Source organism: Mycobacterium colombiense (genome assembly GCF_001953985.1).
GTDB classification, from domain to species: domain Bacteria; phylum Actinomycetota; class Actinomycetes; order Mycobacteriales; family Mycobacteriaceae; genus Mycobacterium; species Mycobacterium colombiense_B.
Map to the genome: position 1 here is coordinate 113,200 of NZ_MBEI01000001.1, position 17,012 is coordinate 130,211.

The window sequence follows — 17,012 nt, forward strand, 5'->3', positions numbered from 1 at the left end:
TCGAAGCGACTGGTTATGGGTACCGGAACCGCGGTGTGAATATGTTCACTTTCCGTTCATGCACCAGTCAGGGCGGTGGCAACGACTTTGGCGGCTGACTGGAAATGCCAGCGCAGCAGCGCAATCGGCGAGGGACGCCGCTCTCGGCGCCGATGTTGCGCGCAGGATTGAGAGTTGGGAACGCGTGGTACCAAAGGGGACGTGAGCGGGGGTCAGATGACCGATGCCCCCACGATCCCAGAGGAACTCGATGCACTTCGCGGTATTGCCGCCGGAGGTCAATTCCGGCCGCATGTATGCAGGCGCCGGCGCGGGCCCACTGTTGGCCGCAGCGACGGCGTGGGATGAGCTCGCCGGTGAGCTGCACACCACGGCGGCCAACATCGAGTCGGTGATCTCGGCGCTTACCAGTGAACCGTGGCAGGGGCCGTCCGCGGCGGCGACCGCGGCCGCGGCCGCACCGCAGGTGGCCTGGCTGAACGCCACTGCCGAGCAGGCCACGCAAGCCGGCGCCCAGGCCAAAGCCGCTGCGACGGCCTATGAGTCGGCGTATGCGGCAACGGTGCACCCGTCGGTGATCGCGGCCAACCGTTCCCAGTTGTCGTCCCTGGTCGCCACGAATCTGCTGGGCCAGAACACGCCGGCGATCGCGGCCACCGAGGTCGCCTATGGCGAAATGTGGGCCCAGGATGTCGCCGCGATGTATGGCTATGCGGGCGCGTCGCAGGCGGCCTCGCAGGTGACACCGTTCACCCCGCCCAAGCAGACGACCAATCAGGGCGGGCTGGCCGCGCAGACCGCTGCGACCACACAGGCCGCCGGTACCTCGGCCGGACACGCGCAGTCGGGGCTGTCGGGCAACACGATGTCCGCGGTGCCGAACGCGCTGCAAAGCCTCACAACGTCGTCGACGGCGTCCTCGGGATTGAGCGACTTCTCCAGCTTCATGAACCCCTACAACCTGGTGTCGCTCGGCTCCGCATTCCTCGGCAACGGCACCGGGCTGATCGGGGTATCGGGCGCCGCGGGGTTCATTTCCGACACCGAACACAAGATTGTGGAACCGGGCACGAAGTTGAAGGCCGTGCCGGACAAGCCGGCGATTTCGCGCCCGTCCGGAAAAGCGGCGACGGTGTCCGCCGGAATGGGGCGTGCGAACTCGTTGGGCGGCATGTCGGTGCCGCAGGGTTGGTCGACGGCGGCACCGGAAGTCCGCCTCACCGCGCTCGAGTCGCCCGCCGCCGGCGCTGTTCCGGCGAGTCGCGCCGGTTCCGGGCTGTTCAGCGGCCAGATGCCGCTGTTCGGTGGTGCGCCATTGATGGCGATGCCCGGCCGCGGCGCACCCGATTCCCGGGGTCGCCAACCGGCCGGCGCGACCGAGGCGCCCGGCCGCCAGGTCCCAGCGGCGGCGGCGCCGCAAGAGCGTGGGCAGTCGCAGCGCAGCGCGCCGACCGGAACCGCCGCCGAGCTACGCGAAATCACCGACGTGCTAAGCAAACTCGCGGAACTGCGAGCCACCGGCGCGCTGACCGACACCGAATTCGCCGAACAAAAGCAACGCCTGCTCGGCACCGGCTGAGCCGGGCAACGCCAACCTCATCACCGGCTCCCGACTCGCCCTTGACTTCATACATACAGTGTGTATGTTCATACATACGGTATGTATCTAGTAGGTAGGGGTCTCATGAGTGCCACGCTCGACGCCATAGCGGAAGAACGCAGAATCGTGTTGGAGCTTTGCTCGCGAATGCCGGATCCATTGTGGGCGAAGGAGAGTGGTTGCTCCGGGTGGTCGGTGCAGGACCTCGTGTCGCACATGGCGTGCAGCTTCTGGTTGGCGGTCGATCCGTCGACGCTGCCCAACCCCGGCGGAATGCCCGCCGAACGCGCGGCGGACCTCTATGTCGACTCACGACGCTCGATGACCCCCAAAGAGGTTGTGGCGGACTATGAATCGGTCAGCGCGCGCGGGCTGGAGGTGCTCGCGGCAATCGAGGGCCAGGACGTCGACATACCCATAGGCGACGTCGGTACCTACCCGGCCTCGGTGGTGCCGACGACGTTCGTCTTCGAGGCCTTCATTCACACACGGTACGACCTGTTTCCTCCGGATGGACCGTTGGATGGGGACCCGCCGCCCGTCGACGAGCTGCGGCTCGCCCCCACGCTCGACTGGATTGAAGCGGCGCTGCCACAGCAGAATGTCAAGCTGCTCAACGACTTATCGGCCGGCGTGGAGATTCGCCTCGACGGTCTGTGCGCCCGGACCCTGCGTCTCGGCGCCCACTCCGCCGCCGCGGCGCGCATCACGTCCGATTCCCAGGCCTTCGTGCGGTGGGTCACCCAGCGCGGCGCCTGGGAGGGCCTCGGCGTGCAGGCCGAGGGTGACCCGTCAGCGCTGGATATCGTGCGCCGGCTCAGGGTGTTCTGACGAGACAACCGCGACGCCACTTCGCCGGTACCGCAATCCACGACCTGCATACGGTATGTATGACACGGGCGGTGTGAAAGGTGAGGGCTGATGGCGAAGGGCGGTCGCCGCACGCAGGCCGAACGCGCGGCCGAGACGCGTCAGGCGCTGATGGGTGCCGCGCGGCCGTTGTTCGCGTCGGTGGGATTCGCCGACGCGTCCCTGGAAACCATCGTCCGCGACGCGGGGGTGACACGCGGAGCCCTGTACCACCATTTCGCCGACAAGACAGAGCTGTTCGCGGCGGTCTTCGAGCAGGTGGAGGGGGAGATGGCCGTCCGGATGGGGGAGGCCGTCGCCGCTGCGGGGCACTCGGATCCGATCGAGATCATGCGACTGTGTTCGGGGCTCTGGCTGGACGCGTGCGCCGAACCCGAGATCCAGCGCATCGTCTTGCTCGAGGCGCTGGCGGTGCTGGGATGGGAACGCTGGAGCGACATCGGGCACCGCTACAACATCGGGTTCGTGACCGGGCTAATCACCGAGGCCATCGACTCCGGCGCCATCCCCCGCCAGCCCGTCGAGGCGACGGCGCTGACGATCATGGGCGCGCTGCGAGAGGCAACGCTCTACATCGCCCGCGCCGACGATCAGCGCCAGGCGCGGGCGGACGCCGGCGCGGTGATGGACAGACTGCTCGAAGCGTTGCGCGCCAACACTTCCGGCTAGTCCGTGGCGACGTGCGGTGGGTCGTAGATGACGAGGAATCCAAGGTCGTCGGCGCCGGTGTTGACGAGACTGTGTACGACGTTAGCGGGGACCTTGACCAATGTGCCCGCCTTCGTCTCCCAAACCTGCTCACCGAGTTGCACGCGACCGGTGCCGGTAAGGAAATAGAACGCGTGGTTATAGTCGTGGTGATGCGGCGAGGATCGGCCGCCGGGGCCGAACTTCGTCAATTGCGCGCTGAATAGCGTGGAGTATTCCGCGCCGACCAGCTCATCACTGGTCCAAAAGTTCGGACCGAGATCGGTCTCATGCCAGACGATGTCCTCCGGTGCGATGACATTCTGTAAAAGATTGTGGCTCATAAGAATTCTCCCTGCTGATCGGATCCTCGAGTAGCAGGGCCGTCATGCGGCGATGCTTCCGCCGCCGTCGGCCCGAATGATCTGACCGGTGATATAACCCGCGTCCTCGTCGAGCAGCGCGCAGACGGCGTGTGCGATCTCGTGCGGTGTGCCGACACGGCGCAGCGGAATAGTCTGCAGCACACGAGCTTCGCGCTCGGATCCGGCCGGGCTGAGTTCGCGGTACATCTCGGTTTCGATGGGTCCGGGCGCCACCGCGTTGACCGTGACGCCGGACTGGGCGAGCTCGCCGGCCCAGATCCGGGTGCACGCTTCCAGCGCCGCCTTCGTGGCCGCATAGGGCGTGCGCTCCGCAGTGCCCAGTGTGGTCAGGCTGGTGACGTTGACGATGCGTCCCCACCCGCTGGCGAGCATGCCGGGTAGCACCGCCTGGACCACCTGGACGGCGGTGCGCACGTTCAGGTCGTACGTGGTGAACAGATCGTCCAAATCGATTGAGCCGATGCGGCCGAATCGGGCGACGGCGACGTTGTTGACCACCGCGTCGACGCGCCCGTTCGTCAGCACGCGCTTGAGCACGGCGTCGGTGGCGGCGCGGTCGGCGAGGTCCGCCTCGTAGAACTCGCCCGGGAAGTCGTCGGGCCGGGTGCGGGCCAGCCCGATCGGTATGTCGCCGGCCGCCGCGATGCGGTCCGCGACCGCGCGCCCAATTCCCTTCGATGCCCCGGTGATCAGTACTCGCCGTGTGGTCATGGTGTCCTCCTTGGAAGGCATTCGTATGATTACTTAAACGTTTTGGAAAGCCAATCGCTCATAATGTTGTTGATATGGGTGATCACATTGGTCTTATGGAGGATCGATGACGACGTTGTCGCAGCTCAAAACGTTCATTGCGGTGGTCGATCAGGGTGGCTTCACGGCAGCGGGCCGACGGCTCGGGTTATCGCAGCCGGCCGTCAGCCGCACGGTTGCCACCCTGGAAAAAGAGCTGGGGCTGCCGCTGTTCCTCCGTCGCCGAGACGGGCTGTCCCTCACCGAAGCGGGTTCCATCGCGCTGACGCACGCGCGAGAGGCGGTGCGCCAGCTGACATTGATGCGCACCGAGGTCGCCGGGTTGGCCGGCGACCTCACCGGAACGCTGAGCCTGGCAAGCGTGCCGTCTGCCACCGGCTCGCTCGTCGCTCCGCAGCTGCGCGCATTCGCCCAGCGGCATCCCGCCGTCACCATCCGGCTGCTGGAGGGCAGCGAGAACGAAATCTTGGATTGGCTCGACCAGGGCGCCGCTGAGGCCGGTGTAGTCAGCCTGCCCGTCAAGGGGCTGGACGTGGCGGTCCTCGGCGAACAGCAAATGGTTGCCGTAGTGCCGGCCGACAGCCGGCTGGCGTCCAAGGACACCATCACCTACGCCGACCTGGCCAAGGAGCCGTTCGTCCGCGGCACCGGCGGCTGCGCGGAGGTGTTCATGCCGATCGCGCGCCGCGCCGGGATCGAATTCGACTTGGCCTTCGAAGCGCGCGAGATCGCGGCCACGCTCGAGATCGTGCGCGCCGGGCTCGGGGTGAGCATCCTGCCCAGCGCCGGCCTGCCCGAACTGAACGGTGTCGCGGTGCGACCGCTGCTGCCGCAGACCGTGCGGCGCCTCGGCCTCGCCATCTCCGCCAGCGCGTCGGCGCCCGCGCGCGCATTCCTCGATCAGATCGCCGCGCTCGGTCTGCACTGATTCGATTCGGCGACCGCGGTTTTCGATCCCGGACCGGGGCCGCGCCGCGCGTAACCGCGACGCCGCTTTCAGCGGCGCCGCCCCGGCGTGGTATCTTCGCCGACGTGAACATCGGCGTGCGCGCGTATTGGCGCTTTATCGTGGCTCCGGGTGGAGCCAGCGATGCAGCGTCTGGTTGACGCAACCGCACGACTGATACCCGGAGCCCGGCAGCGACCACAAGGTTGCTGCTTTTCGTTTTTCAGGGCATCGGGAACCAGCGGGCGTGCCCTGGGAGCCAGCAGAGAAAGGCACACACCCTCCATGTCCATCATCAATTGCGAGACGGCGACTATCGACACGTCCGATCATCGGATCGTTTCGTTCCGGGAACTCTCGGCTCCCGCCGTGATCCGCACCGAGCTGCCGTTGACGGCGCGGCGCGCCCAGGCCGTGCAGCGCGACCGCGAGGAGATCTCGGCGATCCTGGCCGGTGGTGACGACCGGCTGTTACTGGTGGTCGGCCCCTGCTCGGTGCACGATCCCGTCGCCGCACTCGATTACGCGCGCCGGCTCGCGCCGCTCGCCGCCGAGTACGCGGATCGGCTGAAGGTCGTGATGCGGGTCTACTTCGAGAAGCCGCGCACCACCATCGGCTGGAAGGGACTCATCAACGATCCCAACATGGACGGCAGCTTCGACGTCGAACGCGGCATCCGCATCGCGCGCGGGTTGCTGCTCGACATCATCGACGTCGGTCTGCCGGTGGGATGTGAATTCCTGGAGCCCACCAGTCCGCAGTACATCGCCGACGCCGTCGCCTGGGGCGCGATCGGCGCCCGGACCACCGAGTCGCAGGTGCACCGCCAGTTGGCGTCCGGCCTGTCGATGCCGGTCGGATTCAAGAACGGCACCGACGGCAGCATCCAGGTCGCCATCGACGGCGTCAAAGCCGCTGCGGCACCGCACCATTTCTTCGGCACCGACAACGTCGGTCGCGCGGCCATCGTGCAGACCATGGGCAACCCCGACTGCCACGTGATCCTTCGGGGCGGAACCGCCGGGCCCAACTACGACGCCGCCTCGGTGGCCACCGCCATCGAACGGCTGAGCAAGGCGGGGCTTTCGGCGCAGGTCATGCTCGACTGCTCGCACGCCAACTCCGCCAAAGACCATGTGCGGCAGGCCGAAGTCACGGCCGAGGTGGCCGCACGCCTGGCCGCCGGCGAGCGCGGTATCGCCGGTCTGATGCTGGAGAGCTTCCTGGTGGCCGGTGCGCAATCGCTCGGCGGCGAGCTGACCTATGGGCAATCGGTGACCGATCAGTGCATGGACTTCCGGACCACGGCGGGCTTGCTCGCCGACCTCTACGCCGCGATGGGCTGACCGCGGACGACGGCAGAAGCGCGCGGCTTTACCGTCGCGGTTCTGCTTGTTGCGCCGAAACCCGGCCGGCGATCGCCTTTTTGTCGATCTTGCCGATCGGGGTGGTCGGTAGTGAGGTCATCGCGACCAGGACGTCGGGGCGGGCGTGCGCGGCCACACCGCGGGAGTCCAGATGGCCGTTCAATTCCGCCAGCGTCAGTTCGGGGCCGTCGAAAACGACTGCCGCGCAGATTTTCTCGCCCAGGTACGGGTCGGGCAGCGCGACCGCGGCGGCCGAGAAGATCGCCGGGTGGCTGTGCATCTGCTCCTCGAGATCGGCCGCGGAAATCGTTTCCCCGCCACGGCAAATCACGTCTTTGACCCGACCGGTCACCACCAGATAGCCGTCGTTGCGCAGCCGCACTACGTCGCCGCTGCGGAAGAAGCCTTGCGCGTCGAAGCTGCGTTCGTTGTCGCGCTCGGCGCGGAAGTAGCCGTTGAACGTGTACGGCCCGCGGACCAGTAGTTCGCCTTCCTCACCTGGGTCCACCGGTTCGCCCGCCGCGTCGACGACGCGCAATTCGTCGGCGGCCGACATCGGTCGCCCCTGCGTGTGTTCGGTGAGTTCCGGGGGATCGTCGAGCCGGGTGTAGTTCAGCAGCCCCTCGGCCATCCCGAAGACCTGTTGCAACCCCGGGGTCAGGGCGCCGCGCACCAGGCGGGCGTCCTCGGGGTCCAGCTTGGCGCCACCAACCTGCAAGAGGCGCAATGTCTTTGGTGTCACGGGTTCCCAGTCGCAGGCTTGCGCCCACAACTTGGCCAGCGCCGGAACCAGGGCGGTCACCGTGACGCCGTGGCGTGCGATGGCGGCAAAGGCCGCTTCGGGGCTGGGATCGGTGCCGAAAACGGTGGTGGCACCGACGGTCATCGCGCCGAGCAGACCCGGACAGGCGAGCGGGAAATTGTGGCCGGCCGACAGCACCGCGAAATAGACGTCGTTCGAGGTGAGCCCGCAGAGTTCGGCGCTGGCCCTCGCGTTGAAAACGTAATCGTCGTGGGTGCGGGGGATGAGCTTGGGTGTGCCCGTGGTGCCGCCTGAAACCAGCAGCAGCGCAGGCGATCCCGGGTCCGGCGCCGACGGTGGCGTGCCGGCGGTCGCCTGGTCGCGCAGCTGTGTCCACGAGGTGAACGGTCCCGGGTCGCCGTCGACGATGACGTGCTTGAGCGCGGCGTGTTGCTCGGCGAGCCCCTGCGCCATCGTGCGGTAGTCGAAACCCGCTGCGGTATCGGCGATCAACAGTGCGGTGGCCTCGCTCACCGCGGCGAAATGCCCAAGTTCGGCGGCCCGGTGGCCGGGCAGGCACATCACCGGGATCGCGCCCGCGCGCAACAGCGCGAACAGCGCCACCGCGAACTGGCAGCCGTTCGGCAGCTGCAGCAGCACCCGGTCACCCGGCGCGACACCCGCACTCCGTAGCCCACTGGCCGCGCGGTTAGCCTGGTCGTCGAGGTCCGCATAACTGAGGCCGGTTTCGCCCATGGCGTCGACGACGGCAGTTCGGCCGGGCCATCGCAGGGCCGCGTCGGTCAGGATCGCGTCCAGGGGCCGTCCCGTCCAGTAACCAGCCGCCCGGTAGGCGGCGGCCCGATCAGCGGGGAACGGCACGAACCCGTCGAGGACTTCGGCCGGCGGCTGCGGTGTGTTCGGGCTCATGGCTCCTTAGACGGGGGCGTAGTAGCGGGGACGCAGGGGGTAAGGATAGGGTAACCAAAAAATTAGGGCAGCCTGTGCTAATTCAGGGAGGGTCTGTGGTGCACGCCTCGGCACGCTCGGAGAACATCCGGGCGGAGGTGGCCGAATTGCTCGGCGTCGACGTCGATGCGGTTCAGCCAGGTAGCAACCTCATCGGCCAGGGCCTGGACTCCATCCGGATCATGACGTTGGCCGGTCGCTGGCGCCGCCAGGGCATCGACATCGACTTCGCGACGCTCGCCGAGACCCCGACGGTCGAGGCCTGGGCCGGGTTGGTCTGCGCCGGCGGGCAGGACGCCGACCGGCACACCGTTCCCGCCGAAGAGCCCGGCGACGCCGAGCTGTCCGGCGAGGACGAGCCGTTTTCCCTGGCCCCGATGCAGCATGCGATGTGGGTCGGTCGCCAAGGCAACCAGCAGCTGGGCGGTGTTGCCGGGCACCTTTACGTGGAGTTCGACGGTGGTCCGATCGATGCCAAACGGCTGCGCGTGGCGGCCACCGCGCTGGCGCGTCGCCACCCGATGCTGCGGGTGCGGTTCCTCCCCGACGGCACGCAGCGCATCACCCCGGCCGACGAGAGCGGCGACTTCCCGGTCGGCGTCGAGGACCTCCGCGCGCTGAGCGCCGACGAGGTCGAGCAGCGGCTCGACGCGATCCGGGTTGCCAAATCGCATCAGCAGCTGGACGGTGCGGTGTTTGAACTGGCCATGACGCTGCTACCGGCCGAGCGGTCGCGGCTACACGTCGATCTGGACATGCAGGCCGCCGACGCGATGAGCTATCGCACCCTGATGGCCGATCTCGCGGCCTTCTACGGCGGCCGCGACCTCCCGGAGCTGACCTACACCTACCGGCAGTACCGCCAAGCCATAGAGGCCGAAGACGCGCAGCCGCAACCCGCGCGCGAGGCGGACCGGGCGTGGTGGGCGCAGCGCCTCCCGGAGCTGCCGGACCCGCCCGCGCTGCCGTCGACCGGTGGCGGCGCCTCGAACCACAGCACCCGGCGCTGGCACTGGCTGGACCCGCAAACCCGCGATGCGCTGTTTGCCCGCGCCCAGGCGCGCGGCATCACCCCGGCCATGGCCCTGGCCGCGGGTTTCGCCAACACCCTGGCGCGCTGGTCGACCACCTCGCGCTTCCTGCTGAACGTCCCGCTGTTCGGGCGCCAGGCCCTGCACCCCGACGTCGACTCGTTGGTCGGCGACTTCACCTCATCGCTGCTGCTCGACATCGATCTCGTCGGCGCGGACACCGCCACCGCGCGGGCGCAGGTGGTGCAGGACGCGATGCGCACGGCCGCCGCCCACTCCGCCTATCCGGGGCTGTCGGTACTGCGCGACCTCAGCCGTCATCGCGGTACCCAGGTGCTCGCGCCCGTGGTCTTCACCAGCGCGCTGGGCCTCGGCGACCTGTTCAGCCGCGACGTGACCGACCAATTCGGCGCACCGGGGTGGATCATTTCCCAGGGGCCGCAGGTGCTGCTCGACGCGCAGGTCACCGAGTTCAACGGCGGTGTCCTGGTGAATTGGGATGTGCGCGAAGGCATGTTCCCGCCCGGGGTCATCGACGCCATGTTCGGCTACCACATCGACGAGCTGCTCCAATTGGCCCACGGCGACGACTCCTGGGACGCGCCGGGCCCCGCGGCGCTGCCGCAAGCGCAGCGAGCGGTGCGCGATGCCGCCAACGCGCGCACCGCCGACCCCAGCGGAGAAGCCTTGCACGACGGGTTCTTTCGGCAAGCCGAGCAGCGGCCCGATGCCCCCGCAGTGCTCGCGAGTTCGGGCGACCTCAGCTACGCGCAGCTGCGCGACCAGGCGCTGGCCGTGGCCGCCGCGTTGCGCACCGCCGGCATCACGGCCGGCGACACCGTCGCGGTGATGGGCCCGAAGACCGCCGAGCAGATTCCAGCGTTGCTGGGCATCCTCTCCGTCGGCGCCGTGTATCTGCCGATCGGCGTCGACCAGCCGCGCGATCGCGCCGAGCGCATCCTCGACACCGGTGCGGTGAGCCTGGCCCTGGTGTGCGGCGGACAACGGCTGTCGTTGCCGGTGCCCGAACTGGTTATCGCCGAGGTGCTTTGCGAGATTCGAGCCGGCGCCGAGATCGCCTCAACGAGCGTCGATCCCGGCGAACTGGCCTACGTGTTGTTCACCTCGGGGTCCACCGGCGAACCCAAAGGCGTCGAGGTCACCCACGACGCCGCCATGAACACGGTGGAATTCATCGGCCGACACTTCGAGATCGGCCCCGCGGACCGATGCCTGGCCCTGTCCACTTTGGAAGGCGACATCTCGGTGATGGACGTGTTCGTCACCTTGCGCACCGGCGGGGCCATCGTGGTGGTCGACGAGGCGCAGCGGCGTGATCCCGACGCCTGGGCCCGGCTCATCGACGCTCACAAAGTCACAGTGCTCCACTTCATGCCCGGCTGGCTGGAGATGTTGATCGAAGTCGGCCGCGGTCGGCTGTCTTCGGTGCGGGTGATCCCCACCGGAGGCGACTGGGTGCGACCCGAGGTGGTGCGCCGCCTCCAATCCGAGGCGCCCAACCTGCGCTTCGCCGGCCTGGGCGGTGCGACTGAAACCCCGGTGCACAACACCATTTTCGAGGTCACCGAGGCGATACCGGAGGGCTGGACCGCCCTGCCCTTCGGCGTCCCGCTGCCCAACAACGCCTGCCGCGTCGTCGACGACACCGGCGCCGACTGCCCCGACTGGGTCGCCGGGGAATATTGGGTGTCCGGACGCGGCATCGCGCGCGGCTACCGTGGACGTCCCGATCTCACCGCGGAACGCTTCGTTGAGCATGACGGCCGAACCTGGTACCGCACTGGCGATTTGGTTCGCTACTGGCCGGACGGCACCCTCGAATTTGTCGGCCGTGCCGACCACCGCGTCAAGATCAGCGGGTACCGCGTCGAGCTGGGCGAGATCGAGACCGCGTTGCGGCGCGTGCCCGGGGTGCGGACGGCGGTGGCCGCCTTGATCGCCGTGTCCGGGGAATCCGACGTGCTGGCCGCGCAGGTGGGTAGCGATGACACGACTTTGACCGCCGAGCGGATTCGGCAGCGTCTCGGTGACCTGGTCCCCGCGCACATGGTCCCGCGCCACATCACGGTGGTGGAGCGGATCGGTTTCACCGATGCCGGAAAGCTCGACCGCCGGGCCGTCGCACGCGAATTGGAAGCCGCCGTCTCGCAAGCACAGCGGCCCGGTCACCGCTCACCGTCGACGCGGTTGGAATCCGCGCTGGCAATGATCGTCGGCGACCTGCTCGGCCGGGACAACGTCGGAGTCGACGACGACTTCTTCGCCCTCGGCGGCGATTCGGTGCTCGCCACCCAGGCGGTGGCGAGGATCCGGGCCTGGCTGGACGCGCCGGACATCATGGTCGCAGACATCTTCGCCAACCGAACCGTGGCGGCGCTGGCCGCGGTGCTCAGCGCCGCCGAGGACGACCCCGACCGGCTCGACCAGGTCGCCGAGCTGTACCTGGAAGTGATCGGCATGGACGCCGAATCGGTTCTGGCCGACTCCCAGCGAACCGCGAAATCGCAGATAGCGCAATGACATTGAATAACCTGATCACCACCACGTTCCCGTCCTGGATCAAACTGACCCCGGGCGGCAACAACGGGTCGTCCTCCGGTGCCACCGTGGTCTTTCCGCACGCCGGCGCCGCCGCCGCGAGCTATCGGGTGCTGGCAGCGGCGCTGGCCGCCGGCGGCGACACGTACATCGTGCAGTACCCGCAGCGGGCGGACCGCCTCAGCGAACCCGCTCACGACAGCGTGCACGACCTGGCCGCCAGCCTCTTCCAGGCCGCGCCATGGCCCAGCGTCGCGCCGCTGAAGCTGTTCGGGCACAGCATGGGCGCCGTCGTCGCCTTCGAGTTCGCCCGCGTCGCCGAAACGCACGGCGCGGCCGTGCAGAAACTGTGGGTGTCGGCCGGTCCGCCGCCCTGCGTCGTCGCCGACATGCCCGAACTGCCGACCAGTGACGACGGGTTGCTGGCCGATATCGCCGATTTGGGTGGTACCGACCCCGAACTGCTTGCCGACGAGGAGTTTTCCGAACTACTGACCACCGCGGTGCGCGCCGACTACCAGGCCTTCAACGGATACAGCCCCAGCCCCGATGTCCGCATCGGCGCCGACATTCACGTGCTGGGCGGCCATGACGACCACCGCATCGCCACCGGCGTGCTGCGGCAGTGGGAAAGGCACACCGCCGGATCCTTCGCCGTGTCGCTGTATGACGGCGGCCACTTCTACGTCTATGACCATGTCGATGCGATCGCGGCGCAGGTGAATGCCGGGTGATACCAATGTCTGACGACGGGTTCGACGCCGAGCGCGCCGACCCGGTCGTGATCGTGGGCATGGGCGTGGAGGCGCCCGGCGGCATCGAAACCGCCGACGATTACTGGGATCTGCTGGCACACGGCCGTGAGGCGCTGGGCCCGTTTCCCACCGACCGCGGTTGGGCGGTGCGCGAACTGCTCACCGGCTCGCGCCGCAGCGGTTTCAAGGAGATTCACGACCGCGGCGGTTTCCTCACCGGGGCAACCACATTCGATCCGGAGTTCTTCGGCATCTCACCACGCGAGGCCGTCGTGATGGACCCGCAGCAGCGGGTCGCGCTTCGGGTGGCCTGGCGTGCGTGCGAAAACAGCGGCATCAATCCCGACGACCTGGCCGGGCACGACGTGGGCTGTTTCGTCGGCGCCTCGGCCACGGGATACGGGCCCCAGATGGCCAAGTTCTCCGAACACAGCGGTCATCTGCTGGCCGGCACCGCGCTTAGTGTGATCTCGGGCCGCATCGCCTACACCCTGGGATTGACCGGGCCGGCGCTGACCCTGGACTCGTCGTGCGCGTCGGCTCTGGTGGCCTTCCATGTCGCGGTGCGCTCCCTGCAGAACGACGACTGCGACCTGGCCATCGCCGGTGGCGTCAACGTGCTGGGGTCCCCAGGCTTCTTCGTCGAGTTCTCCAAACAACACGCGCTCTCCGACGACGGATACTGCCGTCCCTACAGCGCGCAGGCCAGCGGAACCGTGTGGGCCGAGGGAGCGGCGATGTTTGTGCTGCAACGGAAGTCGGCGGCGCTGCGTGCCGGTCGGCAGATCGTGGCCGAGGTGCGGGCCACCGCCATGAATCAGGACGGGCGCAGCGCCGGTCTGAGCGCGCCCAGCGGCGACGCACAGGTGCGGCTGTTCCAGCGGGCCATCAGCCAGGCCGGGATCAAGCCCGACGAGGTGGGGATGATCGAGGGACACGGCACGGGCACCAGGCTCGGCGACCGGACCGAATTGCGTTCGCTGGCCCAGACCTACGGCGATATTGAACCCGGCGCCGGAGCACTGCTGGGCTCGGTGAAATCCAACGTGGGCCACTCGCTGGCCGCCGCCGGCGCCCTGGGGTTGGCCAAGGTGCTGGTCTCCGCCGAACACGGCGCCGTGCCGGCCACCCTGCACGCCGGCGATGCCAGCCCCGAAATCGAATGGGACAAACAGGGTCTGCGGCTGGCGCAGACGTTGACACCGTGGCCGGCCATTGACGGGCAGCGCACCGCCGCGGCGTCCGCGTTCGGGATCGCCGGCACCAACGCCCATCTGATCGTCTCCGTCCCCGAGGTCGCATGATGCTCAATCATGGGTTGCCGGACGGGCGCGTCCCGGTGCTGCTCAGCGCCCACGACCCCGAGCTGATCCGCCAAGACGCCGCGGCGATTGCCGCCTACCTGGGCCGCATCGATACCGCGACGGACCCGACCGCTGCGGTCGCCTCCACCCTGCTGCGGTTGCGCCGGGTGCGACGTCACCGTGCAGTGCTGCGAGCCGCCGATCGCGCCGAACTGCTCGCGGGGCTGTCCGCGATCGCTCGCGGCGACGACCACGAGTTGGTCTCGCGCTCCGCCACGGCGGCGCCGCCGCGCATCGCGTTCGTGTTCCCGGGCCAGGGCAATCAGTGGCAGGCGATGGGAGCCGAGGCCTACCGGCGGCTGCCGGCCTACCGCGAGGCGGCCGACCGGTGCGCGCAAGCGTTCGCATCCGGTGGATTTCCTTCTCCGCTGCCCTATCTGGTGGGCGACGAGGAGCGTGACTGGTCGCGTCCCGAGATCCAGGGCGCGCAGTTCACCCACGCGGTCAGCCTGGCCGAAGCGTGGCGATTCTGTGGGGTGCTGCCCGACATCACCATCGGGCACAGCCTCGGCGAGGTGGCGGCGGCCTTTGTGGCGGAAGCGATCTCGCTGCCGGACGCGGTCGCTCTGGTGGTGGCCCGCGCCAGCGTCGTCGACCGATTGACCGGCCGCTACGCGATGGCGGTGCTCGGCGCCGGCCTCGACATCGCGGAGGCGCTGCTGGCCGAGACGCCGGGCTGGTTGGAAGTTTCGGCGGTCAACGGGCCATCGTCGACCGTGGTCGCCGGCGATCGCGAGGCGGTGGCCGCCGCGGCGGGGCTGGCCCAACAGCGGGGGATCTTCAACCAGCAACTGTCCGTCGACTATCCCGGCCACACCAGTGCGCTCCGACCGTTGCGTGCGAGCCTGGCCGAGCTGACACCGAAGTCGGCGTTCCGGGACGGCCCGGTGAGGTTCATCGGCTCCACGCTGGGCACCGAATTGGGTGACACCACCGACTTCTCCGACTATTGGTATAGAAACCTCTGCGGCACGGTGCGATTCGATCTAGCCGTGCAGCACGCCCGGGCCTGCGGGGCGGACGCATTCGTGGAGCTGTCCGCACACCCGTCATTGCTCTACCCGCTGGGCGACATCGTCGATGACGAGTCGACCGTCATCGTCGGCTCGGGGCATCGCGACCGATCCATCACCGATTCGCTGTCCGCGAGCATCGCCGCCGTCGCGACCGCCGACCCCGGCTGCAGGTGGGTCGACGCGGTCCCGATGGCCGACCGGCCTGCGCTGCGGGGATTCCCGAACGCGCCGATGCGGGCGGTGCACCTGTGGGCGGCGCCCGAACGATCGACCGAAGCGGCGCCGACTCCTGCGCTCACCGTGGCCGTCGAGGACTGGCAGCCCGCGACGGCGCCGATCACACCGAGCGCGAGCCCTGTTGACATCGGCGTCTTCGGTGCGGGCGCGCTGACGCAGCGGCTGGCCGATGTCGTTGCGGCACACGGCGGCTGCCGGGCTGTGTCGCCGAACGAGGCGGAAATCCTGGTGGTGGTCGCGCCGGAACTCGATCGGCTCGACGTCAGCGCCGCGATCGAGCAGATCGCCGGCAGGCCCGATGCGGGCCTGCCCGATTACCCCGCGCTCATCGGTCCGCGATGCCGCGCCGTATGGTTGCTCACCGCCGGAGCCGAACAGGTCGACCGCGATGACACCAGCGTCTCTCCGGCACAGGCGGCGCTGGCCGGCATGCATCGCAGCGTTGGTTTCGAATTCCCGGATCAGGCATTCGGGCATCTCGACCTCGCGCACCGCGACGTCGATGCCGCCACGGCACCAGCCGTCGTCGAGGTGCTGCTCGGCGAGCCGGCCGAGGTCGCGTTGCGGGGCACCGGATCGCCGCGACGCCACGTCCGGACGTTCCGCGCGTGTCGCGAACCGGCGACCCCGCGGCCCCTCGATGCCGCCACCCTGGACGACGTGGTGATCACCGGTGGCAGCGGAGCCATCGGACAGCAGTACGCCCGGTATTGCCTGGAACGCGGCGCCCGGACCGTCACCCTGTTGAGCCGCAACGGCGTTGACCCGACCGCACTGCGTGAGCTCGCCGACCGGTTCGACGCCGAAGTGCACGCGCCGCAATGCGATATCACCGATCGCGCCGCACTGGCCGCGGTGGCCGCCGATTATGGATCGGGCGCGTCGTTGCTGATCCACACCGCGGGCATCGCGCGGGCGCGTTCGCGTGCCGAGCTCACCGGCTCCGATGTGGCGGCGGTGTGCGCGGCCAAGGTCCGCGGACTGGCGATGCTGACCGACGTGTGGCCGTTGCGGCCGGACTGCCGGATCCTGGCCTGCTCCTCGGTATTCGGCGTCTGGGGCGGCTACACCCACGCGGCGTACGCGGCGTCCAACCGGATGCTCGACGTGTTGGCCGCCCAGTTGCGCGCCACCGGCCGCGACTGCACGGCGATCCGGTGGGGTCTGTGGCAGGGCGCCGGGGTTGTGGTCGGCAACGAGATCACCCGCACCGAGCGCTCCGGTCTGGTGGCGATGGAGCCGGAACGGGCCATCGAAGCCAGCCTGTATCGCTACCAGGGCGATCCACTGATCTTCGACGCGGACTTCGAGCGGCTGCAGGTGTTCTTCGAAAGCCAGGGAATGCCAATGCCGTTCACCGTCTCGCCCGCCGGCGAGGACGACGACCGCGAGGCCGCGGCGGAGAAGCCCCTCGCCGACATCGTGCGGGCCGAATTGGCCGCGACATTGCACCTGGGTGATTCGTTGTCGATCGACCCGGGCACGCCGCTGATCGACCTGGGTGTGGACTCGCTGCTCGCACTCGATTTACGTAAGCGGCTGCGCCGCACGGTAGGTAGCTCGGTTCCGGTGTCCCGCATGCTCGGCGGCATCACGGTGACCGAGCTGATCGACGCGCTGCGTGCCGACTCGACCGGCGGGCCCGCGGCGGCGCCGTCATTCGGACGCACCGGAGCCGCCAACGGTGCGCACCGCTCAACGCTCGCGATGCTAGAAAGGTTGGACTCCTAGC

General features: G+C 68.7%; 12 protein-coding genes. 9 read left to right on the forward strand and 3 right to left on the reverse strand.

Going from position 1 to position 17,012, the window contains the following annotated elements; all coding sequences use genetic code 11:
• The first annotated feature begins 250 nt into the window (after positions 1-250).
• From A5732_RS00455 to A5732_RS00465, 3 genes are all read left to right on the forward strand, one after another.
• Positions 251-1,579, forward strand: coding sequence for a PPE family protein, SVP subgroup (locus A5732_RS00455; RefSeq protein ID WP_076054235.1), 1,329 nt, complete (start codon positions 251-253; stop codon positions 1,577-1,579).
• Between the two features lie 105 nt (positions 1,580-1,684).
• Positions 1,685-2,431 (forward strand): maleylpyruvate isomerase family mycothiol-dependent enzyme, encoded by a 747-nt coding sequence (locus tag A5732_RS00460; protein ID WP_076054236.1) that lies wholly within the window; start codon positions 1,685-1,687, stop codon positions 2,429-2,431.
• A 90-nt stretch (positions 2,432-2,521) separates the two neighbouring features.
• Complete coding sequence (locus A5732_RS00465; RefSeq protein WP_076054238.1) at positions 2,522-3,139, forward strand: TetR/AcrR family transcriptional regulator; 618 nt, start codon at positions 2,522-2,524, stop codon at positions 3,137-3,139.
• On the opposite strand, the gene A5732_RS00470 is transcribed toward A5732_RS00465, so the two are convergent.
• Together A5732_RS00470 and A5732_RS00475 are read right to left on the reverse strand one after the other, a co-directional pair.
• Complete coding sequence (locus A5732_RS00470) at positions 3,136-3,501, reverse strand: cupin domain-containing protein (RefSeq protein WP_076099921.1); 366 nt, start codon at positions 3,499-3,501, stop codon at positions 3,136-3,138. The genes A5732_RS00465 and A5732_RS00470 overlap by 4 nt on opposite strands.
• Positions 3,502-3,543: 42 nt before the next feature.
• Positions 3,544-4,254, reverse strand: a complete 711-nt coding sequence (locus tag A5732_RS00475; protein ID WP_076099996.1) for an SDR family oxidoreductase — start codon at positions 4,252-4,254, stop codon at positions 3,544-3,546.
• Positions 4,255-4,360: 106 nt separating this feature from the next.
• On the opposite strand from A5732_RS00475, the gene A5732_RS00480 reads away from it, so the two are divergent.
• Together A5732_RS00480 and A5732_RS00485 are read left to right on the forward strand one after the other, a co-directional pair.
• The gene (locus A5732_RS00480) at positions 4,361-5,221 is read left to right on the forward strand and encodes a LysR family transcriptional regulator (protein ID WP_076099923.1); all 861 of its coding nucleotides are present in this window, start codon (positions 4,361-4,363) and stop codon (positions 5,219-5,221) included.
• Between the two features lie 303 nt (positions 5,222-5,524).
• Positions 5,525-6,586: a 3-deoxy-7-phosphoheptulonate synthase gene (locus tag A5732_RS00485; RefSeq protein WP_076099926.1), complete on the forward strand. Its 1,062-nt coding sequence runs from the start codon at positions 5,525-5,527 to the stop codon at positions 6,584-6,586.
• Positions 6,587-6,614: 28 nt separating this feature from the next.
• Here the strand turns inward: A5732_RS00485 and A5732_RS00490 are convergent, their stop codons facing one another.
• Positions 6,615-8,279, reverse strand: a complete 1,665-nt coding sequence (locus A5732_RS00490) for a (2,3-dihydroxybenzoyl)adenylate synthase (RefSeq protein WP_076099928.1) — start codon at positions 8,277-8,279, stop codon at positions 6,615-6,617.
• A 95-nt stretch (positions 8,280-8,374) separates the two neighbouring features.
• On the opposite strand from A5732_RS00490, the gene A5732_RS00495 reads away from it, so the two are divergent.
• The 4 genes from A5732_RS00495 to mbtD are packed head-to-tail and all read left to right on the forward strand — an operon-like array spanning position 8,375 to position 17,011.
• Positions 8,375-11,890 (forward strand): non-ribosomal peptide synthetase, encoded by a 3,516-nt coding sequence (locus tag A5732_RS00495; protein WP_076099931.1) that lies wholly within the window; start codon positions 8,375-8,377, stop codon positions 11,888-11,890.
• Positions 11,887-12,642, forward strand: a complete 756-nt coding sequence (locus A5732_RS00500; protein ID WP_076054248.1) for a thioesterase II family protein — start codon at positions 11,887-11,889, stop codon at positions 12,640-12,642. Before A5732_RS00495 ends, A5732_RS00500 begins: the two co-directional genes overlap by 4 nt.
• A 5-nt stretch (positions 12,643-12,647) precedes the next feature.
• On the forward strand, positions 12,648-13,967 hold the full coding sequence (locus A5732_RS00505; RefSeq protein ID WP_212568095.1) for a polyketide synthase: 1,320 nt from the start codon (positions 12,648-12,650) through the stop codon (positions 13,965-13,967).
• Positions 13,967-17,011: a mycobactin polyketide synthase MbtD gene (gene mbtD / locus A5732_RS00510; RefSeq protein WP_076054359.1), complete on the forward strand. Its 3,045-nt coding sequence runs from the start codon at positions 13,967-13,969 to the stop codon at positions 17,009-17,011. The genes A5732_RS00505 and mbtD overlap by 1 nt, the downstream gene beginning before the upstream one ends.
• The last annotated feature ends 1 nt before the right edge of the window (position 17,012 follow it).